This window comes from Bradyrhizobium sp. Kon56 (assembly GCF_055807635.1).
On the sequence record NZ_JBVVOU010000023.1, the window covers coordinates 84,873 to 104,791 of the forward strand.

Sequence of the window (19,919 nt, forward strand, 5' to 3'; positions counted from 1 at the left end):
GCAACATGTCTGCGCCCCCCATCAGCCGCTTTCCCGTTCCCGACATCGCGACCCTGCCTGCGGATATCCGCTCGCGGATCGAGGCGGTTCAGGAGAAGTCCGGTTTCGTGCCCAACGTCTTCCTGACGCTCGCGCATCGCCCGGACGAATTTCGGGCGTTCTTCGCCTATCACGACGCGCTGATGGACAAGCCCGGGCCGATCACCAAGGCCGAGCGCGAGATGATCGTGGTGGCGACCAGCAGCGCCAATCAATGCCAGTATTGCGTCGTCGCACACGGTGCGATCCTGCGCGTACGGGCGAAGAATCCGCAGATCGCGGACCAGGTCGCCGTCAATTATCGCAAGGCCGATATCACCGCGCGGCAAAGGGCGATGCTCGATTTCGCGATGAAGGTCTCGGCGCGTGCCTATGAGGTCGACAATGTCGACGTCCGGGATCTCAAGGGACACGGGTTCACGGAGGAGGACGTCTGGGACATCGCGGCCATCGCTGCATTTTTCGGGATGTCGAACCGCCTCGCCAACGTCACCAGCATGCGTCCGAACGACGAATTCTTTGCGATGGGCCGCTGAACGCCTCGGACGAAGACCGCAATGGTATCGCTTGTCATCGACAGACGCTTCCGGGGACCGCCGAACTCCGGCAACGGAGGCTATGTATGCGGATGTCTCGCAAGGCACGTCGCGGGAGACGCCGAAGTCACGTTACGCGCGCCGCCTCCGCTGGAGCGGCCGCTAGACGTCCGGACGGGGGCTGACGGCCCCATCGAGCTGCGCGAGAACGACAAGCTGCTCGCGACGGCGCATGTAACGGGCATCGATGTGCCGGACGTTCCCAAAGTGAGCTACGAAGCCGCCGAAGAGGCGGTCCGCAGAACGCCTTACGACAAACGGACCCACGACCTTCCGGATTGCTTTGTCTGCGGCCCCGCGCGTGCCCATGGCGACGGTCTCCGAATCTTCGCAGGTCCGCTGCAGGCGGGAGCAGTCCCCGGCAAGCCCGTGGTGTTCGCGGCGTCCTGGATACCTCATGGCAGCCTGTCCGGCGACGACGGCTACGTCGCGCCCGAATTCGTCTGGGCCGCCCTCGATTGTCCCACCGGCTATTGCAGCGTGGGTGCCCGTCATCTGGGCTTGAACGGAAACGAGACGGCCCTGCTCGGACGCATGGCGGCGCGGATCAATCGCCGGCCACGCCCCGGCGATCGTTGTGTGGTGACGGCCTGGCCGACCGCGCGGGAGGGCCGCAAGCTCTTTGCCGAGAGCGCTTTGTTGAGCTCGGAACAGGACGTGTTGGCGATCGCACGAACCACGTGGCTGCTGGTCGACCGCCAGGTTCAGCTCGGAGCAACGACATGAACGGGAGTCGGAACAGCGCATGACCAGTCGCGAAACAGAGCTCGAGCTTCGTCAGTCCGTCATCGACGCATGTCGTGAGATGGCGGCGCAAGGCATCAACCAGGGGACGTCCGGAAACATCAGCGTCCGAACCGACGACGGCGTGCTGCTCACGCCGTCCGGTCTTCCATACGACCGCATGAAGCCCGAGGACATCGTGGCCATGAAGTGGGATGGCTCATGGGCCGCGTCGGCGGGCAACGTCCCGTCGACGGAATGGCGTTTTCACCTCGACATCCTGAGATCGAAGCCGGAAGTCGGCGCCGTCGTTCACGCGCATCCGATCTTCTGCACTGTCATCGCGATCATGAACCGCGCGATCCCTGCGATTCACTACATGATTGCTGCCGCCGGCGGCAACGACATCCCCTGCGCACCCTACGCCCAATACGGCACGGCCGAACTTTCGCAGGCGGCCCTGGACGCGCTTCGCTATCGACGCGCCTGCCTGCTCGCCCATCACGGCCTGATCGCCATAGGTCCCAACCTGCGCAAGGCGATGTGGCTCGCGGTGGAGGTGGAGGTGCTTGCCAAGCAATATCACGGTTGCCTTCAACTCGGCTCTCCTCCGCTGCTGCCGGACGAGGAGATCGACAGCATCCTGAAGCGATGGGGGCAGTACGGCCTGCGCGACAACGACGGTGCGCTCAAGATTCCCCTGCAACCGAGCTAGATGAATCCTGCTCAAACCACTTTCCTGCGAGAACTCATGGCAAACACTCACGACGTCAGCGTCTGCGGCACATATATTCTGGATATTCTGGGGGTCCCGGTCACCGAGATTCCGCCCGGTGGCGGACGCTTGCTGATCGAAGAAATCCGGCTCGCGGTCGCAGGCACCGCCGGCGGAACGGTCGTGCCTTGCGCGCGCCTCGGTCTGAAGGCGCTCGCGGTTGGCGCCGTCGGCTCCGACGAGAAGGCCGACTGGATGTTGAACGCGCTGGAGCGCGAAGGCATCGACATTTCCCTCATGGAGCGGATGGCCGGCAGTCCGACCTCGGCCACGATCCTGCCGATCCGGCCCGACGGCTCGCGTCCGGTCATGCACGCAAGGGGCGCTTCTGCCCGCTGGCGGATCGCGCCCGAAACGCAAGTGGCCGCTTGCCGGAGCAAGATTCTGCATCTCGGCGGGGTCGGCTCCCTGCTCGCGATGGACGGCGCGCCATCCGTTGCCTTGCTGCGGGACGCGAAAGCGGCCGGCTGCACGACGACGCTCGATCTGATCCAGGCGCGAGGCGAAACGCTGGCGCTGGTCGAACCGTTGCTGCCTTACGTCGACTTCTTCATGCCGAGCATCGACGAGACCAGCGCCATGGTCGGAACCGATGATCCCGCCGCGTGTGCGCGGTTCTTCATCGAGAGGGGAGCGGGGGCCTGTGCCATCTCTCTCGGCGCCGAGGGCTCTTTCGTGATGACCCGTGACGGACGTCAGTTCACGGTGCCGGCGTTCGAGGTTGCGGTGCGCGACACCTCGGGATGCGGCGATTCCTACACGGGTGGTTTCATCGCCGGTCTCGCGCGCGACTGGGACTTGCTCGACTGCGCCAAGCTCGCGACCGCGACGGCCGCGATCGTCGCGACGGGGTTGGGCTCGGGCGCCAATCTCGTATCGTTCGACGAGACCGTGAAGGCCATGAACAGCCTCCCGGTCCGCAAACCGGCTCGCGTCTGATCCATTCACACCATCAAGAAACATTCATCCGAACGACAGGGGAGAACGCAACATGGCCCGACATGCGATCGTGACCGGAGCAAGCCGCGGAATTGGCCGCTCGATAGCGCTTGGTCTTGCCAGGCGCGGCTACGATCTCGCGCTGACTGACATCACGGCCCAGGAGAAGGTCCTCCTCGAGACCGTTGCAGAGGTCAAGGAGCTCGGCCGCCGCTGCATCCCGGTGCTGGGCGACGTCAGCGACGTCGGCGATTGCAGGCGAGCCGTGGCTGAAGCCGTCCGGGGTCTCGGACACGTCGACGTGCTCGTCAACAATGCGGGAATACTCAGGCTGGCGACCATCGACGAATTGACCACCGAAACCTGGGATCAGACGTTCGCCGTCAACACGCGCGGCGTATTCCAGATGACCCAGGCCTTGGTGCCGCACATGAAGGAGCGCAAATACGGACGGATCGTCAACATTGCCTCGCTCGCGGCCCGAACGGGCGGTCCGGGACAGTCCCACTACGCCGCATCGAAGTCGGCCGTGGTCGGCTTCACCCGAGTTTCGTCCATGGAGTTCGGAGGCTTCGGCATCACGGTCAATGCCGTATGCCCGGGCATCATCATGACGGAGATGGGGATGAACAATCTTCGCGATCCCGAGCGGGTCGCCTATTTCGAAAAGGTCACGGACCTGCACAGGCTCGGGCAGCCGGAGGACGTCGTCGGGCCCGTGGCGTTTTTCGCGTCCGATGATTCAGCGTTTGTGACCGGTCAAGCCCTTAACGTGGACGGAGGCATCTTCTACAGCTAGTAACGGGGTCGATCGCTCGTTCAAGCCCTTATCTCAAACAGCAATTTGAGATGGTTGCGACTCCCCGGACTTGAACCTGTCGATGGCCTCGTAATCGCCGCTGAACCCGTAAAATCCGAGTGCGCGGGTTCGGATATCAGGCAGTACAATCGTTAGATCGTGCGACGAATGCCGATTATCGGTCGGATAAGCCCTGTGGTGCGACCAGTAAGTCCTTGATTGTTCTCAATCCGTCGCTGACTCTTAATCAGCGGGTCCCAGGTTCGAGCCCTGGTGCGCCCACCAAGCTTTTCAATAGCTTGAATACCTTGCGAGCCGCCCATTCCGACAAGCGGTCAGCGGCTATTCCGACAAACCGGCTGCTTTTGTTCGCTCGTCGCGGCGCTTCTTGGTGCCCGAGATGAGCTGCTTGCGCGTGCGTTTCGCATAGGTCGGCAACTGCCGCGACGAACGGTGTCGACCAGCTGCGCGCAGTTCGGCGTCCGTTAGGTCGCTGTCTGCTCCCTCGGTGAACCCGCCATGCCGGAACGAGGTAAACGACAATTCCTCCCTCAGGCCGGCGGCTCGGATGATCTCCTTCACGACATCGCGGAGGTAGCGGAGATCTTTCTTTTCGGTGATCCATGGCAGCGGGGTGCGGGACCTACGATGCGCGTGGTCCCGCCGAAAGACGAGGCCGGAGATTGTTGTCTTTTTAATCTCGTCGAGTTCGGCCATCAGTTCGGGGAACAGCGCCTCGCCCGCCTCGTCGAAGAGCGGCCACCAAGCTTCCTCTCCATTCTTGGGGTGTACGATCTTGACGCTGTTCGGACGCTCCTTCGGGCGGTAGTGCCCGATCTCGAAGGCGCCGACACCCTCTCGTTCAGATAACAGCTGAGGAAAGATAAGTCGGTTTTGTGCTTGCTGTATACGAATTCCTGACTCAAGCTTGGCGTTGAGGGCTAGGGGCTGCTTTCGATCCTCTCTGGCAGGCCAAATTGCTCAAGGGGGCGCCGAGACCGAGGCGAAAATTATAGGAAGGCTTGGGCTCGTGGCTCTGGTTATCGCTGGCTGTCTGAGCAACTAGGCATCAACCGGAAGCGTTGCCACATCGGAATGTTCGATGTTGAGACATGCCGGAGGGTCGTTGAGATCTGCTCTCCTTTGCACGAGGGCACCCGTATTATGCACTCCTTCGACATCGATCTTGCCGCCGAAGTCCGCGTAGAAGCTGCCATCATCTTCTCCAACATCGAGCACTGGTGCCTTCGCAACGCCTTGAACGGGCAAAATGTCCGCGATGGGCATACAACAGCGCTCCGCGTGGTGCGGTCTCTTCCCGTATCTTGGCGAGAAGCAAATCCGCAATGCGATTGAGCGGTTGCTCATGGCGAAACTCATCGCGCGAGATCAATTCAGCGCTGGCAACGTAAGCGCACGTATTGGTATCGCTTGGCGGAAAGCGCCGAACAGTTTGGCCGAAAGAGCCAAACGATCGGCCGAAAAGTCCAAACGATTACTGTTGCAGACACAGATACATATACGGATACCCCTTCTGAGTCCTCCCAACCAAGAAAGCCCCCCGTCGAGGATCTACGTCTGCAATCCGTCTTGAAGAGTTTCTGCGAAATAGCGCAACACTCCCTCCCGGGCAAACGAACAATTCGGATGGGACGTCAGTCGTATCAGCAACGAGTGGGCCGACTTCTCCGACTACTGGACCAGCGGAAATGCCGTCCACGGCGGTCGCAAGGCAGACTGGCCGGCAACCTGGCGCTCTCACTGTCGCCGCTCCGCGAACCGCGGCGAAAGCCGAACAACTGGCGGTCGCTTTGACAATGGACTTGCTGCCGCCCTCAGTGCAGTCATGGCTAGCCGTCATGGAGCAGCATCAGCTGTGGCGGTCTCGATACGGGGCAAGCACCCGCCGGCAGTGTCGTCACTGACGGAGCAGGTGAGGGACACTGTCGCCCAGGCAGTGAGATCCCTTTCTGACGTGTGCAGCCCGCGAAGATGCGTGGCAACGAGTTGGAGAAGGTGAACGCCCCGATGGTCGCGGTGATGAACGTCTACACGGGCGATCAGGCTAAGCTGACGCTGCAGGTCGCCGAATGGTGCCGCTACCTCGAATCCCGCTCTAGGCCATCCGCAAGGCGGCGAAGTGGACGTGGTCGGCCGGACCAAGCTGCCCAGCGTCGCCGAATTCATCGCCGATATCCGGCTGGCGATCGGGCCGGGAGTCATGGAGAGGGACCGGCTCCTGCGAGGTCTTCTCGTCCTGCATACCTGAATTGGTTCCGCACCGCCGAGAATATATACTTCTGGCGGACAACTTCCCGCTGTGCTTGATGGCGCGTGCGGACGGCGCTGTCCGTAATCCAAAAGCCGACGTAGCGCCCGGCGGCGGAAAGAGGTCCAAATGCTTATCAGCATCAGGATCAAGATCATCCTGACAAGGTGATCGAATAAAGGGGATGGTCAGAGCTCCCCGATTTAGGAATTACATTCGATTAGAGATTATTCTGAAAGGCCGTCCTTTGGGGCGGCCCTTTCGTTTGTGGCGATTCCAAACGCTCTTCGCTGCGCTGCACAAGTAGTAAACTAGTGGTCACCCGCCGGGTGTTTCCAACATGGAGACATCCAAGTGCAGACTTCTCTCGAAATGAGCCTCTGGGGCGCCCATATCACCGCGATCGGCTTGCCCGCCGTAATCGCGGGCTTTTTGCTGGGCGTCGGAATTATTCTGGTTCGCCGCTTCTGAGCCGTTGACTCTTATGATCCCGTTTTGTTCTACGGTCGCATTCAAGGGTGTGGCCATGGGACTGGACGGAATCCGGAACGAAATCAGCTACATGCGGCGACAAATCGGCCGCCAGCAAACGGAAATACAGACCCTGCGCCGGGCAGGCATCTCGACCGCCTCGGCCGAAACGCTGCTGACCCGGATGCAGGCCAAGGTCGAAGGCCTCTGCGGCCAGCGCGATCAGCTCTTGGCCGAGGAGGGGCTGAACCTGAAGAGCTATGCTTCCGGCAAGCGCATCAAGGGTACCCCCGCACACCGCAGGGCCTGATGGACAACCTCTGGCGCTTTCCGGCTCCCTGGACCATGGAGGAGCGCAAGGACGGCTTCGAGGTGAAGGACGCCAGCGGCTTCTTTATCTGCGGCGTCCCCCTCCGTGAAGATCTCCATCGCAACGGCTACCAGTGCGCCCACCAATTCCTGTCCCGCGAGGAGGCGAGACGGATCGCCAAAGCGATCTCCCGGCTGCCCGAGTTGCTGAAGCGTCCGCAGTATTGAGCTGCCGCAACCTCCGGGCGATAATGGGCCGGGGGGGGAGCACCATGGAGTCATGGCTTATCGTGCTGGTGATCGCTGGCGGGTGGTACCTGTGGCAGCGGTCAAGGAACTTGGAGCAGGCGAAAGTCGCCAATGAGCGGCTGTCGAAGGACAACCTCCTATACGATCACATCAAAGCGGGCATGCGCGAATACCACTGGCGCGAGCGGGACCAGCCTCTCTGGCGAGCCAAGCACGGCGAGATGGTGTTCGAGACCGCTCACCTCCAAGCTTTCCATCTCGACCATTTCGCTGAGACTCGCGTGGGGTTCTATTTCAAGGACCTCGACGAATACGGGATGTACAGCTTCTTCGCCGGCAACGATGACGATTTCCTCGAGAGCTATTACCGGACAGACAGCACCTTCCAGAAGGAAGGCGTGCTTCTGCACGACGAGGACTGACGATGGAGTGGGGATACATTCTGGTCTTCGCCATGGGGGCGCTTGCTGGCTACGGGTATCGTCCCAAGGCAAAGCCCGCGTCGCAGGACGCCTCCGTGTCATCGCAGGCATCGGCTATCGACCGTAGCAACCTCATCCACGCATATGCGCGCGAGCTGTCCAACTACCTCATCGAGATAAACCCGGATCGCTATTACACCATCTATAACCGGGCACTGGCGGAGCAAGAAAAGCTGTTTGCAGCGGATGCAAAGGTGCGGGAGGCTCAACTCCTCATCCTCACCGAGCGATACCCTGTGTACGAGAACTTCGACTTCATCGGGACGCGTCCCTATGTTCTCTACCGGGAGAGCCTTGAACGCTATAGCGAAGACGACCTCGATGAGCACTTCTTCAATCTCGTGAAATTCCACTCGCTGCAGCGTGCGGCGTCAGAGGAATGGCGCATGCAGATGCCGATGCTCAGCAAGAAAGAGGAAGACCATCTCCTCGGCTACGTGCAGAAGGTGAAGGATTCGAAATTCAAGGAGCGGTTGAAGCAAGCGGTGAGGGAGTTCAACGCCGCTCGCCGGAGTGCACTGTCCGATTTTCAGTTGTCTGACGGCAGCCAGCTCTACGAGTCGGCGGAGATAGCCGTTTTCAAGCTCTATGACGTCGCTGAAGTGGTGAAAGGGTTCTGGTTCAAGGACACCAACGAGTATGGGGTCCATTCCGTGTTTTACGGCGACGATAAATCCTACGAGAGCTTTTACCGAAGCGATCGGACATTTGAGAAGCGGGAAGTCCTGCCCACGCTTTGATCAAATGGTTTGACGGGGTTCTCTCCTCGGCTCACGATCGATTCATGCAAACATACCCGCCCCAGATGCGATCTGACCGAAGGCCGAGCAGCGGGCCGTATGGCGAACCTACCGTTCCTCTTCGCGTGCCAGCCAAACTCGTGGACGAGACTAAATCTCTGATCCGCAAAGCCGGGCGCAAGCTTCCTCTCTACGTTGTGGTACCCAACAAAGCCCCGTGCTTGAGCCGCAAGTACGTGCTCGGGATTGGATCTGGGACGACGCTCGGCGTTAGCCGGGTTTATGTTGATGGAGGATTAGATGCCCAGGCACTTCGGTTTGAGGCAACATCGGCAGCAGGACGGTTGGCGTTGACGGGGGCGTCCAGCGCTTCGCAGGACCGGATTGCATCGGCGTCTGCATCGAGGAGCCATTCCGGCCAGTTCTCCAGCGTCAAAGCTCTCTTCCCAATGCTCGGAGCTGCCGTACTCGCCTGCGAGCTGGCGGGGCTGCCATAGTCGACGATCCACCTCGGTAAGCTGAAGGTTCACGCCACCGGCAAGGGCAACGCGAAGAAGCCTGAGATGCAGGCGGCCGCGAAAGGCGCGCTGGGGAAAGACCTCGGCGAGGACGAAGCGGGACGCCGCCTGGGCGGGCGCCTATGCCTTAGACTCTCGGTTGTTGGACTAACTGGCCCTGACGAAACGGCGGGGCGTCAAAGAAGGTTCGGCTTACTTCAGCATCCAGTGAAAGGTAACGGCGAGCGACGTTGATCTGGTCGGCATTCGTATTCCATGCGAACTTCTGTGCGTACTTCAGCACCTTTTCGTTCGACAACTTGATGAACTCCATGGTGCTCATACCCTTGAGCTGCTGCATGATCTCAACCGTGTTGGTCGCCATGAATGCCTTCGTCGGGCTAATGGGCATCACCAAGTTAGACCAGTTGTAGCCCAGCCCGTTCGTCATCACGACGGGGCGGTCTGAAGTGAAGAGCTTCAGCCCTCCATCGGAAACGTCGCGGACGGACCAGTACATGTTGTTCATGTGCTGCCCCAGCTTCGAGCTCTCCAGCATTCCCTTAATCCAGTCCATCGTCGTGAAAGCTACGTTGCGGACCAGGTACTCAATGTACTCCGGATCGTCCTCAGCTTTCTGCGCTTCGTACGCGATTTTGTCCCGCTCGTAGTTATCGAGCGTAAAATCCTCGACGTACTTCCGCGTGGCTGAGAGCCGTTCGGGGTTACGGAACAGCATCCCTAAAACAGCTGCGGCTTCGGTGGTCGAAGGGCACCTCTCGCCTGCCAAGCAGAATGTCCATACTGTCTTTGGCTAGATTGTCGACCAAGGAGAAGAAAAATCGCTCAAAGGCCTCTGCTGCGTCGCCGCTGAGGTGATCAAGCCGGTAGAGCCCTCTGACAAAGCCTGTACCCTTGGGCGCCGTCGCCCGCGGTTGAACCTCCTGGCCGGTAGGGCGGCTGAATTCAATCAGCCGGCCTTCATGATTGGTCCACTCGCGGAGATAGAAAACAGGGATATAATGGTGCTTCGGTGGCTTCGGCGGGATGGTCATGTTTGGAATAGATAGCGCGGTCAGTTTTTACGGCAAGATGCTTGAGGACTATGATGACTTTGTAGAGCAGCCCGGATCCCCGAGGCATGCTATTAACTGCATGCTGTCGGCCTACCACATCGCCGAATGGATTTGGGGGGACTGGCTCCAGACCGACTATGTCACGTGGACCGCCCTGGGAATCAGGGACAAGCCGTCATTTCTGGCTTGGGTCGATCAAGCCCAGCCCTGGTTCAGGATCACACAGGCTGTTGCAAACGGTAGCAAGCATTTCGCCAGTAAGCTCGCCAAGACGAAGTCGTCGCCGACCTATGCTCAAGACGGCTATGTAGAGGATGGATATCAGGAGCGAATGCTTGAAGTTGAAGTTGAAGACGACCGCTGGATCGAGGCAGTGATTGTCGTCGAGGAGGTTGTGATGTTCTGGTCAGACTTCCTCAAACAATATGGCCCGCAGAATGAGCTTCCGCAACCTCGGAACCCGTTTACGTCAATGGCGGATTAGCAAAGGGGCCGCTGTGTTCGGCATCACCAACCCGCTCCAGTTTTACGGAAAGCTTGTGCAGGAGTTCGACGACTTCTGCGACAATCAAGGCTCCGCGCGGCACGCGATGAATTTCGTCATCACGGCATATCATCTTCATGAGTGGGTGTGGAAGGACTACCTCAAGAACGACGCGCTCCGACGGCAGGAGATAGGCATTGCAAAGGACTTCAAGGCGTATAGGGACTGGCTGAATAGTCACGTCTGGTACGCGCAGATGGAGCCGCTGGCGAACGGCTCAAAACATTTTCGACCGGCGGGTGGTCTTCAAATCAGTACGGTCGATGTTGGCCCTCTGAACAGTTTTGCCTTCAATGAAGAGGCTTACAATGAAGGTTATTCTTACTTCGTCCTAGACATGGGCATGCATGAGGGATTGCCGCATGTGGCCCCAGCCGCAATGCTATTTGAAGCGGTCATGCGATTCTGGCGCGACTTCCTGCTGGCTCATAGCCCATACACAGAGCTGCCGAAGGGCCGGACAAAGCTGATGGATGATTGGCCTATCGCTCAGCCTTGAGCATTTCAACCTTGGCCTCCGCTTGGCGAATGGAGGAAGCTCGTTTGATTTCTGCAATCTCTCCGATGCGCCCCGTCGCAGCGTAGTGATAGCAGCGCTCCCGCGTCCTGGTGACGGTGACGCCCCAGAGATTTGCAAGCCGGTGTATTTCGTAATCGCTCTCAGGAGAGACGCTGATGGTGCGCTTAGCTTTGCTGGTCATGTCGTATCGTTTATTCGTTACCGCCGAGTTGGTACCTAGCCTTGTACTCGGCCTTAAAGGCGTCCCGCTCCTCACGCGCCTGCTTCATTCTATGCCAAAGCAAACACGGTCTTGTCCATGTGCGCGGCAAACTCCCTGCCTCTGTCGTCGGCAGCGCGATACAGAGCCGCCATTTCGGCGGCGTCTGCATCACGGCTGGTGTTCGCGTCCACTAGAAGGGGATCGCGCATCGAACGGAGAGGCTGCCGGCGCCGGGTTGGGCGGGAGCGGGCATGGGCTGACGCAGGTGCAGCAGCAGGTGACTGTACAGAAGCTCGGCACCACCGATGCCCGCAATATCTTCAGCCGCCTGCGTGACAAGGGTTACCTGTACGCGGCTGACGATCCGGCCGAGCATGAGGAGCGTCCGAACGCCAGCGGGCAGGATACTTACCGCTGGCATCGTTGGACAGGGAAGTTGTGATGGACTGCACACCCGCTCATGAGCTGGCTGAGGCGGTGTCGAACTTGGCGGGGTGCATCGTCCTGTACGTCCTTATCTGGAAGATTTTCTAAAACAAGGTTCAGCGCCCCAAACGGTGAACATCACCCAAAACCAACCCCATGAAGTCCAACGCCACAAGCTGGTACGTCGTCAATGTAACCGAGGAGGGCAAGTCCGCCTTCCGCGCGGTGCGCCTGCGCATCGTCGGGGCCTCGCCCGTATCCTAAACGGCGGCGCCAAGACCGTTCTCGAATACGAGGGTGACGGCGGCAAGAGGAAGCTGAAGGGCCGATTCCCCGAAGTCGGCGGTCCCTTCACCAGCCAGACCAAGGCCCGCGCCTGCAAGTATATGCTGCAAGGGAAGACGCGCGCGGCCCAGACCATGTGCGCCGTCTTCAGCGAAGAGACACGCGCGAAGTGGTTCGCCGCATTCGGGATCAATCTGCTTCTCGTCCAACGGGTTCGAAGGGACACGCAGGGTGAGAGGCGGTTCCTAGATGCCAAACACCCGGAGCTGCACCGCGAGGTGTTCGAGCTGCCGGGACCGATCGGGCAGGCGAGGGAGGCCGTATCTTCCTCGCCAGCTCATAATGGAAAGTGAGTTCTTGAAACTGGCTCTCGTCGCCTTGCTGTTGACCGGCTGCGCATCTGCCGATCTCGGCAGTCCTCCGCCTGAATGGGCGGTTCGCATAATTGATGAGACCCACAAGCGCGTCATCGTCGAGCACCAGGAGGTGTGGGGCAACTGCGCCACGTTCGCATTCACCGCATCGATTCTGGCCAGCCAGGCCGGACACCCGGCGAATATCGTCCAGCACGGGCCTAGCCACGTCATCGCGGTCGCAGGGGGCTGGGGCGTTTGACGCCCAGTCGGGCGAGCCGTGAAGACCATGATCTTCGCAATCGCACAATCCGCTTGGTGCAAGGTGGCCTTGCGTTGATGCGCGGTGGTTACCGCAAACTCTTGCGGCCCGGGCGCAAGGATCAGTAGCGCAGAGGGGTGCCGAAATTCGCCACCTCCATATTCGGCATCCCACTCCGAGATCCTGCTCCTCCATGATGACCGCACACACGCCGGCCTAGCCAAGCGTAGTGCGCTGTCCTCCTGGAGTTCTCAAATGCCCGATCCGATGGCCGGTCTTCCCCCGCGCTTCCTGCGTACACCGGAGGCTGCGCGCTACCTTGGCCTCTCCGGTCGCACGCTCGAGAAGCACCGCACGTACGGCACCGGGCCGACGTATCGGAAGATCGGCGGGCGCGTCGTCTACGCTCTGGACGATCTGAAAGCCTGGGCTGACCTGGGCGCGAAGACATCGACGTCTGACCCCGGGAAGGGGACCGTGCTGCCGGCCAGGAAGCATCCGGTGCTGCGCCCATATGCGGGCCAGGAACGTCGCTGATCGCGGGCGAGAGCAGTGACCATGCGGCGCAAACAACATTCCGAGCCCGACCAGCTGGAACTCTTTCGGGCGCTGCCCGGCGATCTCGCGCCCCGCGATGCGCAGGATCTCATGGCTTACCCGTTCTTCTCGCTTGCAAAAACGAAGCGGATTGTACCGATCGATTTCCGTGCCGGTCCGATCGCAATTCGTGTCGAAGCCGTGGCGGAGCACGGCATGGCAACGATTTGGGATGCAGACGTTCTCATCTGGGCTGCTTCCCAGATCGTCGAAGCCCGTGACGCCGGCCTGAAGACGTCGCGCCTGATGGCTGCAATGCCTTACGAAATTCTGACGTTTGTTGGCCGCGGCACCAGCGCACGTGACTATGACCGCTTGAAGGCTGGTCTTGACAGACTTCAGTCAACGACCGTGCTGACCTCGATCCGTCAGCCGGCAGAACGACGGCGACACCGCTTCTCCTGGATCAACGAGTGGAAGGAGACGGCCGATGCAAATGGTCGTCCATTTGGGCTCGAGCTGATCCTGCCGGATTGGTTCTACGCCGGCGTTATTGATGACGCACTCGTGCTGACGATCGACCGCGCCTATTTCCATCTGACGGCCGGGCTTGAGCGCTGGCTCTACCGCCTCGTGCGCAAGCACGGTGCCCGGCAGGACGGCGGCTGGAGCTTTGACCTTGTGCATCTCCACGGCAAGTCCGGCACCCTCTCGCCGCTCAAGCACTTTGCTTACGACATACGCCAGATCGTCGAGCGTCAGACATTGCCCGGCTATCAGCTCGTGCTCACGCGCGACCCGAACGGTGCCGAGCGGCTGAACTTCGTGCCCACGCTCGTTGCTCCCTTAACGGCACGCCTGCGCCGGCGCGGACTCATTCCAAATTCGGAGGACAACCTGTGAATCAGCTCGTGCTATCGAGGACCGCAACCCTCGCGCTATCGGGGACCCGATCCTCGTGCTATCGAGGACCGGAATCAAGCATAAGTACTTGTTTCCCTGCGCTTTGCAGCCGCTCTAACTTTACTAACCGGAAATCCTTCGGATTTCTTCTAACGGAACAGGCCGAAAGTCGCGTTGGCAACGCTCGGCAACGGCAGTCCGACAAGCCAGCTTGCCTTTGCAGGCCATACACACTCTCGACCGAGCACCAAGCTCACGGCCGCCAGCTCCAGCGTCAGGGAGTGGCGGCATGAGCGACCTTACCGAAGTAGAAGTGCTGTGGCTTGAGAAGCGCATCGAAAACCGCATTCGGTTCGGTCGTATCGTCAAGGAGCGGAAGCTTGATCGTCACCGCCGAGTCCTGTCATTTGCGCCCGGCAGCATCTTTGCCTTCGTCCGTTGGACCTCCAACGACTTCGGCACGATCATTTCGCGCATTGACATCTTGCGCGCGGTCGCCGCGGGACAGCGCTGCTCGACTGTACCGTACGTGACGCCGGGCGGAGAGATTTTGCTCCGGCTCTCCGGCCGGCCGAAGGTCGAACGAGTGCTCCAGATGACCGATGCCATCGAGGCGCTCGGCATCGATCCCTCTGATGTTGCGCCCGATCATTGGCATCACGTTCACAACCGTCTGTCCGTCAACGAAAACCCGCGCCCCTACACGAAGGCGCGTCACCAGGCTTGGCTTCACCGGCAGAGGGTCATGCGATGACACCGCGGCTCAAGACGTTGACCACGATGCTCAGCGGTGCCGTCGCACTTGTCGCGCCCATCGTTCTGGAGATTACGCCGGCCTACATCTGGAACGCATCCGAGAGTGTGCCGATCGGACTCTACCGCGTGCAGCCGGCGGACAAACTGTTCGTTACGGAACTCATCGCCGTACAGCCACCGGAGCCGCTCGCCACCTTCCTCGATCTGAACGGCTATCTGCCAGCCGGATTGCCGATGCTCAAACGTGTGCTGGGGCTTCCCGGGCAGACCGTTTGCCGAAGCGGGCTCACCATTTCGGTTGACTCCATCCAAATGGGCGAAGCCCGGGAGCGTGACGGCCGTGGCCGTCCCCTCCCGAAATGGCAGGGCTGTCGCGTGGTCGGTGAGGGCGAATTCTTTGTGATGAACTGGCAGTCCACCAGCTCACTGGATGGCCGTTATTTCGGACTCTTGCCGGCATCGGCTGTCGTTGGCCGCACGCTGCCGGTGTGGACCTGGGAGGATTGATGGTGCCCGTATTGAGTTTCCGAGCAGCTATTCCTCTGTTCGGCCGAGTGCTGCACCATTCCTCCGTCCCGACCAACAATTGCGCGGCCGTTGCGCGCAGCGGCGGTCCAGGGCGGCCGAACGGCCGGCGCGAAGCGGCTTTACCCTGGACGGGCGCGAGCACGGCGGCAAGCTTGCGTTTGTTCGAAGAGAGCCTGCGCGCTGTCTTGCCGTTGTTCATTGCGCTGGCCGTGAGTAACGCCGCTGCTGTCGCCGAGACGCGACCCGCGGAGCCTTCAGCGAGTCATCGAGCTGGCGATCGGTTTGCGGAGTTTCTGGAGCAGGCCTCGCGGCGCTTCGGCGTGCCGGTGCGCTGGATACGCGCAGTCCTGGACTTCGAAAGCGCGGGAGACGCGCGTGCCAGGTCACCGAAGGGTGCCATGGGGCTGATGCAAATCATGTCGGCGACTTGGGCGGGACTTCGCGAGCGCTACAATCTCGGGAACGACCCCTACGACCCGCATGACAACATTCTGGCCGGCACGGCTTACTTGCGCGAACTGCTTGATCGCTATGGCTCGCCTGGCGTGTTTGCCGCGTACAATGCGGGACCAGCTCGCTATGAAGAGCATCTCGCAGGCGGCTCTCTGCCAGACGAGACGCGAGCATACGTCGCAAAGCTTGCAAAACTGCTTGCGATCGGACTGCCGCCGAGGTGGACGTCCAGCGGACAGTCATCAGCAGCTGCGACGCTGTTCGTCACGCGATCCGATCTCATGAAAACGCGGGATCGGTTGCTGGCGCTTGTGCCGTCGAGCGGTGTCAGGACCGTAATCCCGGCGCCCGATGTTTCGCCCATGGTCCCGCGGCATATTGGCGTGTTCGTCCGTCGATCGGATGCGGGAGTATCGCAATGACCAAGTTTTCGGGTTCGCAAGCCTTGGCGTGCCTCACCGGGCAAGTGGTACGTGCTGATGGCGTACGGGCGATGCCTTCGGCCCGCGCTGTGCTCGTCGCTTCGCTCCTCATCGAGCCATCCTTCGGGTGTCTCGGCACTTCGGGTAATGATCGCTATCGCAAGCGCCCGGAAGCAGTGGGGGCTGCACGAGCTGCCTGCCAGGTCGCGGCGACTCTTTCGGGAACCGGCGACCGGGAGACCACGACAGCAGGACGGCTCTTCAAATCGGGCTTCGAAAAACCGGTGCACGGCGATAGGCGCCGTGTGGCCGAATCCGGAGCCCGGTGCAACGACTTAGGTCGTCGTCGCCACAAAGGAGAGCTCCGATGAAGCTGTACGTTGGATTGGACGTCGGTCTTGAAGAAACCAGCATTTGCATCGTCGATAGCGAGGGCCTTACGCTCCGCGAAGTTAAGGTGAGCACGGAGCCGGAGGCGATCCGCTCCGCTGTAGAGGACTATGCGGATCGCCTCGATAGGGTCGGAGTTGAGGCGTCATCGCTAGGTATTTGGCTGTATCGCGAACTGCAGCCAGCGGGGCTTCCGATCGTTGTCGTGGAAGCGCGCCATATGCGCGTTTCGCTGTCGACGATGCGCAACAAGACAGATCGCAACGATGCTCGCGGCATCGCGCAGATGATGCGGTTGGGCTGGTACCGCGCCGTACATGTCAAGAACATCGACATGCAGAAGATGCGCACGCTGCTGACCAGCCGAAAGCTGCTCAAGCGCAAGCTGATCGACCTCGAGAACCACATTCGTGGCGCGCTGCGGGCCTATGGGTTGCTCGTTGGAGCCGTCGCCCGCGGTGCCTACGAAGCCCGCATCCGAGAGCTGATTGAGCGCAGCGATCCGATCTTCGTAATGACCATCGAGGCCATGCTGGACGTGCGCCGCGCCATCCTCGAGGGTTTCGATCGGCTGCATCGTGTGCTCTTGCAGGTGGTCCAGCATGACCCCGTCTGCCGGCGTCTGATGACGGTTCCAGGCGTCGGCCCCGTCGCGGCCCTGTCGTTCAAGGTCGGCGTCGACGACCCCCATCGCTTTGCACGATCGCGAACGGTAGGCGCGCATTTTGGCTTGGCGCCGAGGCGGCACCAGTCCGGCACGTCGATCGACTACGAAGGACGCATCAGCAAACAGGGCGACGTTGCCGTGCGCGAGGCGCTTTGCGAAGCGGCCGCAAGCCTCCTGCTGCGGGTCAGAAAATGGTCGGCCCTGCGCGCTTGGGGCCTGCGGATCGCTAAACGGTCGAGCATGCTGTGCGCGATCACCGCGGTCGCGCGGAAGCTCGCGAGCATTCTGCACCGGATGTGGATCAGCGAGACCGACTTCCACGTTGGTTTGGCGCCAAAGTCACGCAGCGGCTGCGGTTGAAACCTGCGCGGTAGCCCGCGCTGCAAGTGACGACGGATTAGCGCTGGGTTTGCGCCCGGCATGTTGAGGAGGAGCGAAAATTAGAGATCCGCGCGCGCGGTGAGCGTCCCCTGGCGGGGCCGCGAAACGGGGAATGTCCGCTATCTCTTGCCTGCTGCCGCCCTTCGGGGACGAGAGCGCCGGACTGCTTGGACAGCCCTGTTTACGAACCTGATGAAGAGCATGCGACGGCCGAAGTGCTGAACGCGAAGGAACGCATGGACCCCGCCTGGTGAATGCAAGTCGCGTAAGCGGCTGCGGTGAAGTTGCGCGTTGTTGGTCCAAGGAGTCGGTAATGGCTGAAGTTCGAAGAGTCGAAGAAAAGCGTAGGAATGAGTTGACTTTGCCCGCCCGATTAGGAAGGCGAGATAAAAGCGGCTCGCCGGTCGAACCGCAAGCCATTGACATGGCTTGGGTTCGGGCGTGCCGGTCGGTCGGGGCGCGTGCCGCGCCTTGGATTTTTAGCAATCAAGTCAAGGATGCTTTCGGCACTGTATGCGCCTTCACTCGTTTGGAGGTCCGGTTGTGACCGCGGGCGACAGCGATCTGCGTGTTCGGCCCGGGCGCATCCGCAACACCCGCGCGCCGAAGCCCAAGAGCTTCTTCAACCAGGTGCTGCGCGCCGCGAAAAAAGCCGGGCACACCTCGAGTCTCTCTGCGGTTGGTAGGCGCTCTGCGGCCTACGGGCGCTCGACCTTTGGCCGCGGCAGACTCGGTTTCAGCCGCGCCAGATTGTTCAGCCCGACACGGCGCGTTGTGGTGAAGGCGCGCGTGGTTCGGCACAAAGGCCGAGCCTTCCGTTCAGCCCCCCTGACCGCCCACCTTTCATATCTGAAGCGCGACGGCGTGACTCGAAGCGGCGAGAGAGCCGAGATGTTCGATGCCGGCGACGACCAGGCGGATAGCGCGGCCTTTGCTGACCGCTGCAAGGACGACCGGCATCATTTCAGGTTCATCATCTCGCCAGAGGATGCCGGCGACATGACCGATCTAAAGGCCTTCACCCGCGACCTCGCCAGGCAGATGGAGAGCGATCTCGGCACGCCGCTCGATTGGGTGGCTGTCGATCATTGGAATACCGACAACCCTCACGTCCATCTTCTCGTTCGGGGAGTAGATGAGGGAGGGGCCGATCTCGTGATCTCCCGCGACTACATCAGCCAGGGCCTACGCTCCCGCGCCGAGGAACTGGTCGCCATTGAACTGGGTCGAAAGCCGGAGCACGAGATCCGTAATTCACTGGAGAGGGAGGTTTCGGCTGAACGATGGACGCGGCTCGATCGGGAGATCCGGCTGGCGGCCGATGAGACCGGGTATGTCGATCTTCGCCCGGAGAATCCGGGCAAGTCCGATCCCGAGATCCGGCGCCTGATGGTCGGCCGCCTTCAACATCTGGAGAAGCTGGGCTTTGCCGCATCCGCCGCACCGGGGGAATGGATGGTCGGGCTCGAGGCCGAGCGCAGCTTGCGCGACCTCGGGATGCGCGGCGACATCATCAACACGATGCACCGCGCCTTTTGTGAGCGCGGGGAAGCGCGTGGCGTTTCCGACTTCGTCATCGAAGGCGGACAGCCGACATCCGGGATCGTCGGACGACTTGTCGATCGAGGATTGCATGACGAACTCACCGGCGAGGCTTATGCCCTGATCGACGGCACAGACGGCCGCGCCCACCATGTCCGCTTCCGCGGGATCGAGGCCTTTGAACATGCTCCGCCGGTCGGCGGCATCGTTGAAGTGCGACGCTTCGGCCAAGCCGGTGATCCGCGGCCGACCATTGTGCTGGCAGCCCGTTCCGATCTCGATCTCGGTGGGCAAGTCACCGCGAAGGGCGCAACCTGGCTCGACCACAGGCTGGTCGAACGCGATCCAGTGCCGCTCGCCATGGGCGGATTCGGCCGCGAGACCCGCGACGCCATGGAAGCCCGTACCGAGCATCTGCTTCAGGAAGGTCTGGCGCGGCGGCAGGGCCAACGCATCATCTCGCAGCGCGATCTTCTGGACACGTTGCGCCGACGTGAACTCGACGAGGTCGTCGCAAAAGTCTCGGCCGACACAGGGCTGCCTCACGTGAAGGCAGCCTCCGGGGAACATGTGGCAGGTACGTATCGCCGTCGTCTGATGCTCTCCTCGGGGCGTTTCGCCATGATCGATAACGGGCTGGGCTTCCAGCTCGTGCCCTGGTCGCGCGAGCTCGAGAAGAGGCTCGGTCAGCACGTCACTGGCGTCGTCAAGGACGGCGGTGGCATCGAATGGGACTTTGGTCGCAAGCGCGACCTCGGCCTCTAGCATTCTCTCCAATGCAGTT

At 61.1% G+C, this 19,919-nt stretch carries 28 protein-coding genes, 1 tRNA gene and 1 pseudogene; 25 read left to right on the forward strand and 5 right to left on the reverse strand.

The genetic code is table 11. From position 1 onward, the window contains the following. The first annotated feature begins 5 nt into the window (after positions 1-5). The 6 genes from AC0L3B_RS28940 to AC0L3B_RS28965 all read left to right on the forward strand — a co-directional run bounded on the left by AC0L3B_RS28940 (position 6) and on the right by AC0L3B_RS28965 (position 4,156). Positions 6-575, forward strand: a complete 570-nt coding sequence (locus AC0L3B_RS28940) for a peroxidase-related enzyme (protein ID WP_473351505.1) — start codon at positions 6-8, stop codon at positions 573-575. Positions 576-596: 21 nt separating this feature from the next. Beyond that, the gene (locus tag AC0L3B_RS28945) at positions 597-1,361 is read left to right on the forward strand and encodes a hotdog family protein (protein ID WP_473351506.1); all 765 of its coding nucleotides are present in this window, start codon (positions 597-599) and stop codon (positions 1,359-1,361) included. Between the two features lie 19 nt (positions 1,362-1,380). Beyond that, positions 1,381-2,073, forward strand: coding sequence for an L-fuculose-phosphate aldolase (locus AC0L3B_RS28950; protein WP_473351507.1), 693 nt, complete (start codon positions 1,381-1,383; stop codon positions 2,071-2,073). Between the two features lie 36 nt (positions 2,074-2,109). After that, entirely contained in the window at positions 2,110-3,072 is a 963-nt protein-coding gene (locus AC0L3B_RS28955) for a carbohydrate kinase family protein (protein ID WP_473351508.1), read from the forward strand. Between the two features lie 52 nt (positions 3,073-3,124). Further along, positions 3,125-3,871, forward strand: coding sequence for an SDR family NAD(P)-dependent oxidoreductase (locus AC0L3B_RS28960; RefSeq protein WP_007594617.1), 747 nt, complete (start codon positions 3,125-3,127; stop codon positions 3,869-3,871). Between the two features lie 180 nt (positions 3,872-4,051). After that, positions 4,052-4,156, forward strand: a tRNA-Ser gene (locus AC0L3B_RS28965). Between the two features lie 57 nt (positions 4,157-4,213). Here the strand turns inward: AC0L3B_RS28965 and AC0L3B_RS28970 are convergent. Beyond that, complete coding sequence (locus AC0L3B_RS28970; protein WP_473351509.1) at positions 4,214-4,588, reverse strand: site-specific integrase; 375 nt, start codon at positions 4,586-4,588, stop codon at positions 4,214-4,216. A 351-nt stretch (positions 4,589-4,939) separates the two neighbouring features. Between AC0L3B_RS28970 and AC0L3B_RS28975 the strand changes: the two genes are divergently transcribed. Next, the gene (locus tag AC0L3B_RS28975; protein WP_473351528.1) at positions 4,940-5,227 is read left to right on the forward strand and encodes a hypothetical protein; all 288 of its coding nucleotides are present in this window, start codon (positions 4,940-4,942) and stop codon (positions 5,225-5,227) included. A gap of 784 nt (positions 5,228-6,011) precedes the next feature. Continuing rightward, positions 6,012-6,140: a hypothetical protein gene (locus AC0L3B_RS28980; protein WP_473351510.1), complete on the forward strand. Its 129-nt coding sequence runs from the start codon at positions 6,012-6,014 to the stop codon at positions 6,138-6,140. A 318-nt stretch (positions 6,141-6,458) separates the two neighbouring features. Here AC0L3B_RS28980 and AC0L3B_RS28985 read toward each other — a convergent pair whose 3' ends face one another. Then, positions 6,459-6,668 (reverse strand): hypothetical protein, encoded by a 210-nt coding sequence (locus AC0L3B_RS28985; protein WP_473351511.1) that lies wholly within the window; start codon positions 6,666-6,668, stop codon positions 6,459-6,461. A gap of 34 nt (positions 6,669-6,702) precedes the next feature. Here AC0L3B_RS28985 and AC0L3B_RS28990 point away from each other — a divergent pair, with 34 nt between their 5' ends. From AC0L3B_RS28990 to AC0L3B_RS29005, 4 genes are all read left to right on the forward strand, one after another. Continuing rightward, a complete protein-coding gene (locus AC0L3B_RS28990; protein ID WP_473381477.1) occupies positions 6,703-6,921 on the forward strand; it encodes a hypothetical protein in 219 nt (72 codons plus the stop codon). After that, positions 6,921-7,148 (forward strand): hypothetical protein, encoded by a 228-nt coding sequence (locus AC0L3B_RS28995; protein ID WP_473351513.1) that lies wholly within the window; start codon positions 6,921-6,923, stop codon positions 7,146-7,148. The genes AC0L3B_RS28990 and AC0L3B_RS28995 overlap by 1 nt, the downstream gene beginning before the upstream one ends. A gap of 62 nt (positions 7,149-7,210) precedes the next feature. Beyond that, on the forward strand, positions 7,211-7,591 hold the full coding sequence (locus AC0L3B_RS29000) for a hypothetical protein (protein WP_473351514.1): 381 nt from the start codon (positions 7,211-7,213) through the stop codon (positions 7,589-7,591). Positions 7,592-7,593: 2 nt separating this feature from the next. After that, positions 7,594-8,391: a hypothetical protein gene (locus AC0L3B_RS29005; protein WP_473351515.1), complete on the forward strand. Its 798-nt coding sequence runs from the start codon at positions 7,594-7,596 to the stop codon at positions 8,389-8,391. Between the two features lie 645 nt (positions 8,392-9,036). Here the strand turns inward: AC0L3B_RS29005 and AC0L3B_RS29010 are convergent. After that, positions 9,037-9,678 carry a DUF4238 domain-containing protein gene (locus tag AC0L3B_RS29010; protein WP_473381478.1) on the reverse strand — a complete coding sequence of 214 codons (642 nt, stop codon included), beginning with the start codon at positions 9,676-9,678 and terminating at the stop codon, positions 9,037-9,039. Next, the gene (locus AC0L3B_RS29015; protein WP_473381479.1) at positions 9,614-9,943 is read right to left on the reverse strand and encodes a DUF4238 domain-containing protein; all 330 of its coding nucleotides are present in this window, start codon (positions 9,941-9,943) and stop codon (positions 9,614-9,616) included. The genes AC0L3B_RS29010 and AC0L3B_RS29015 overlap by 65 nt, the downstream gene beginning before the upstream one ends. Between AC0L3B_RS29015 and AC0L3B_RS29020 the strand changes: the two genes are divergently transcribed. Further along, positions 9,936-10,448 carry a hypothetical protein gene (locus AC0L3B_RS29020; protein WP_473381480.1) on the forward strand — a complete coding sequence of 171 codons (513 nt, stop codon included), beginning with the start codon at positions 9,936-9,938 and terminating at the stop codon, positions 10,446-10,448. The two genes, AC0L3B_RS29015 and AC0L3B_RS29020, sit on opposite strands and share 8 nt — an antisense overlap. Further along, complete coding sequence (locus tag AC0L3B_RS29025) at positions 10,402-11,007, forward strand: hypothetical protein (protein WP_473351518.1); 606 nt, start codon at positions 10,402-10,404, stop codon at positions 11,005-11,007. Before AC0L3B_RS29020 ends, AC0L3B_RS29025 begins: the two co-directional genes overlap by 47 nt. On the opposite strand, the gene AC0L3B_RS29030 is transcribed toward AC0L3B_RS29025, so the two are convergent. Further along, on the reverse strand, positions 10,991-11,209 hold the full coding sequence (locus tag AC0L3B_RS29030; protein ID WP_247790053.1) for a hypothetical protein: 219 nt from the start codon (positions 11,207-11,209) through the stop codon (positions 10,991-10,993). The genes AC0L3B_RS29025 and AC0L3B_RS29030 overlap by 17 nt on opposite strands. 286 nt (positions 11,210-11,495) lie before the next feature. On the opposite strand from AC0L3B_RS29030, the gene AC0L3B_RS29035 reads away from it, so the two are divergent. The 11 genes and pseudogenes from AC0L3B_RS29035 (at position 11,496) to AC0L3B_RS29085 (ending at position 19,900) form a co-directional block, all read left to right on the forward strand. Continuing rightward, entirely contained in the window at positions 11,496-11,672 is a 177-nt protein-coding gene (locus AC0L3B_RS29035) for a hypothetical protein (RefSeq protein WP_473351519.1), read from the forward strand. A 115-nt stretch (positions 11,673-11,787) separates the two neighbouring features. Next, positions 11,788-12,294, forward strand: a complete 507-nt coding sequence (locus tag AC0L3B_RS29040) for a hypothetical protein (RefSeq protein ID WP_473351520.1) — start codon at positions 11,788-11,790, stop codon at positions 12,292-12,294. A 4-nt stretch (positions 12,295-12,298) separates the two neighbouring features. Further along, positions 12,299-12,556: a hypothetical protein gene (locus AC0L3B_RS29045; protein WP_473351521.1), complete on the forward strand. Its 258-nt coding sequence runs from the start codon at positions 12,299-12,301 to the stop codon at positions 12,554-12,556. Positions 12,557-12,579: 23 nt separating this feature from the next. Further along, positions 12,580-12,684 (forward strand): annotated as a pseudogene (locus tag AC0L3B_RS29050) (DNA -binding domain-containing protein); the annotation flags it as partial. A 127-nt stretch (positions 12,685-12,811) separates the two neighbouring features. Then, a complete protein-coding gene (locus AC0L3B_RS29055; protein WP_473351522.1) occupies positions 12,812-13,093 on the forward strand; it encodes a helix-turn-helix transcriptional regulator in 282 nt (93 codons plus the stop codon). Positions 13,094-13,114: 21 nt separating this feature from the next. Continuing rightward, on the forward strand, positions 13,115-13,996 hold the full coding sequence (locus tag AC0L3B_RS29060; RefSeq protein ID WP_473381481.1) for a replication initiator protein A: 882 nt from the start codon (positions 13,115-13,117) through the stop codon (positions 13,994-13,996). 289 nt (positions 13,997-14,285) lie between these two features. Beyond that, positions 14,286-14,750: a DUF2840 domain-containing protein gene (locus tag AC0L3B_RS29065; protein WP_473381482.1), complete on the forward strand. Its 465-nt coding sequence runs from the start codon at positions 14,286-14,288 to the stop codon at positions 14,748-14,750. Continuing rightward, positions 14,747-15,259: a S26 family signal peptidase gene (locus tag AC0L3B_RS29070; protein ID WP_473351524.1), complete on the forward strand. Its 513-nt coding sequence runs from the start codon at positions 14,747-14,749 to the stop codon at positions 15,257-15,259. Before AC0L3B_RS29065 ends, AC0L3B_RS29070 begins: the two co-directional genes overlap by 4 nt. A gap of 347 nt (positions 15,260-15,606) precedes the next feature. Next, the gene (locus AC0L3B_RS29075) at positions 15,607-16,155 is read left to right on the forward strand and encodes a lytic transglycosylase domain-containing protein (protein WP_473351529.1); all 549 of its coding nucleotides are present in this window, start codon (positions 15,607-15,609) and stop codon (positions 16,153-16,155) included. A gap of 367 nt (positions 16,156-16,522) precedes the next feature. After that, on the forward strand, positions 16,523-17,572 hold the full coding sequence (locus AC0L3B_RS29080; protein ID WP_473351525.1) for an IS110 family RNA-guided transposase: 1,050 nt from the start codon (positions 16,523-16,525) through the stop codon (positions 17,570-17,572). A gap of 564 nt (positions 17,573-18,136) precedes the next feature. Beyond that, complete coding sequence (locus tag AC0L3B_RS29085; protein WP_473381483.1) at positions 18,137-19,900, forward strand: relaxase/mobilization nuclease domain-containing protein; 1,764 nt, start codon at positions 18,137-18,139, stop codon at positions 19,898-19,900. Positions 19,901-19,919: the final 19 nt, after the last annotated feature.

What these genes read in the sequence shown, in the direction of transcription:
- AC0L3B_RS28960 (WP_007594617.1), top strand. Translation starts at nt 3,125, where the DNA reads ATGGCCCGACATGCGATCGTGACCGGAGCAAGCCGCGGAATTGGCCGC.
- AC0L3B_RS29005 (WP_473351515.1), top strand. Translation starts at nt 7,594, where the DNA reads ATGGAGTGGGGATACATTCTGGTCTTCGCCATGGGGGCGCTTGCTGGC.
- AC0L3B_RS29020 (WP_473381480.1), top strand. Translation starts at nt 9,936, where the DNA reads ATGGTCATGTTTGGAATAGATAGCGCGGTCAGTTTTTACGGCAAGATG.
- AC0L3B_RS29025 (WP_473351518.1), top strand. Translation starts at nt 10,402, where the DNA reads ATGAGCTTCCGCAACCTCGGAACCCGTTTACGTCAATGGCGGATTAGC.
- AC0L3B_RS28995 (WP_473351513.1), top strand. Translation starts at nt 6,921, where the DNA reads ATGGACAACCTCTGGCGCTTTCCGGCTCCCTGGACCATGGAGGAGCGC.
- AC0L3B_RS29060 (WP_473381481.1), top strand. Translation starts at nt 13,115, where the DNA reads ATGCGGCGCAAACAACATTCCGAGCCCGACCAGCTGGAACTCTTTCGG.
- AC0L3B_RS28955 (WP_473351508.1), top strand. Translation starts at nt 2,110, where the DNA reads ATGGCAAACACTCACGACGTCAGCGTCTGCGGCACATATATTCTGGAT.
- AC0L3B_RS28945 (WP_473351506.1), top strand. Translation starts at nt 597, where the DNA reads ATGGTATCGCTTGTCATCGACAGACGCTTCCGGGGACCGCCGAACTCC.
- AC0L3B_RS28985 (WP_473351511.1), bottom strand. Translation starts at nt 6,668, where the DNA reads ATGGCCACACCCTTGAATGCGACCGTAGAACAAAACGGGATCATAAGA.
- AC0L3B_RS29030 (WP_247790053.1), bottom strand. Translation starts at nt 11,209, where the DNA reads ATGACCAGCAAAGCTAAGCGCACCATCAGCGTCTCTCCTGAGAGCGAT.
- AC0L3B_RS29080 (WP_473351525.1), top strand. Translation starts at nt 16,523, where the DNA reads ATGAAGCTGTACGTTGGATTGGACGTCGGTCTTGAAGAAACCAGCATT.
- AC0L3B_RS28950 (WP_473351507.1), top strand. Translation starts at nt 1,381, where the DNA reads ATGACCAGTCGCGAAACAGAGCTCGAGCTTCGTCAGTCCGTCATCGAC.
- AC0L3B_RS28970 (WP_473351509.1), bottom strand. Translation starts at nt 4,588, where the DNA reads ATGGCCGAACTCGACGAGATTAAAAAGACAACAATCTCCGGCCTCGTC.
- AC0L3B_RS28940 (WP_473351505.1), top strand. Translation starts at nt 6, where the DNA reads ATGTCTGCGCCCCCCATCAGCCGCTTTCCCGTTCCCGACATCGCGACC.
- AC0L3B_RS29015 (WP_473381479.1), bottom strand. Translation starts at nt 9,943, where the DNA reads ATGACCATCCCGCCGAAGCCACCGAAGCACCATTATATCCCTGTTTTC.
- AC0L3B_RS29055 (WP_473351522.1), top strand. Translation starts at nt 12,812, where the DNA reads ATGCCCGATCCGATGGCCGGTCTTCCCCCGCGCTTCCTGCGTACACCG.
- AC0L3B_RS29070 (WP_473351524.1), top strand. Translation starts at nt 14,747, where the DNA reads ATGACACCGCGGCTCAAGACGTTGACCACGATGCTCAGCGGTGCCGTC.
- AC0L3B_RS28990 (WP_473381477.1), top strand. Translation starts at nt 6,703, where the DNA reads ATGCGGCGACAAATCGGCCGCCAGCAAACGGAAATACAGACCCTGCGC.
- AC0L3B_RS29065 (WP_473381482.1), top strand. Translation starts at nt 14,286, where the DNA reads ATGAGCGACCTTACCGAAGTAGAAGTGCTGTGGCTTGAGAAGCGCATC.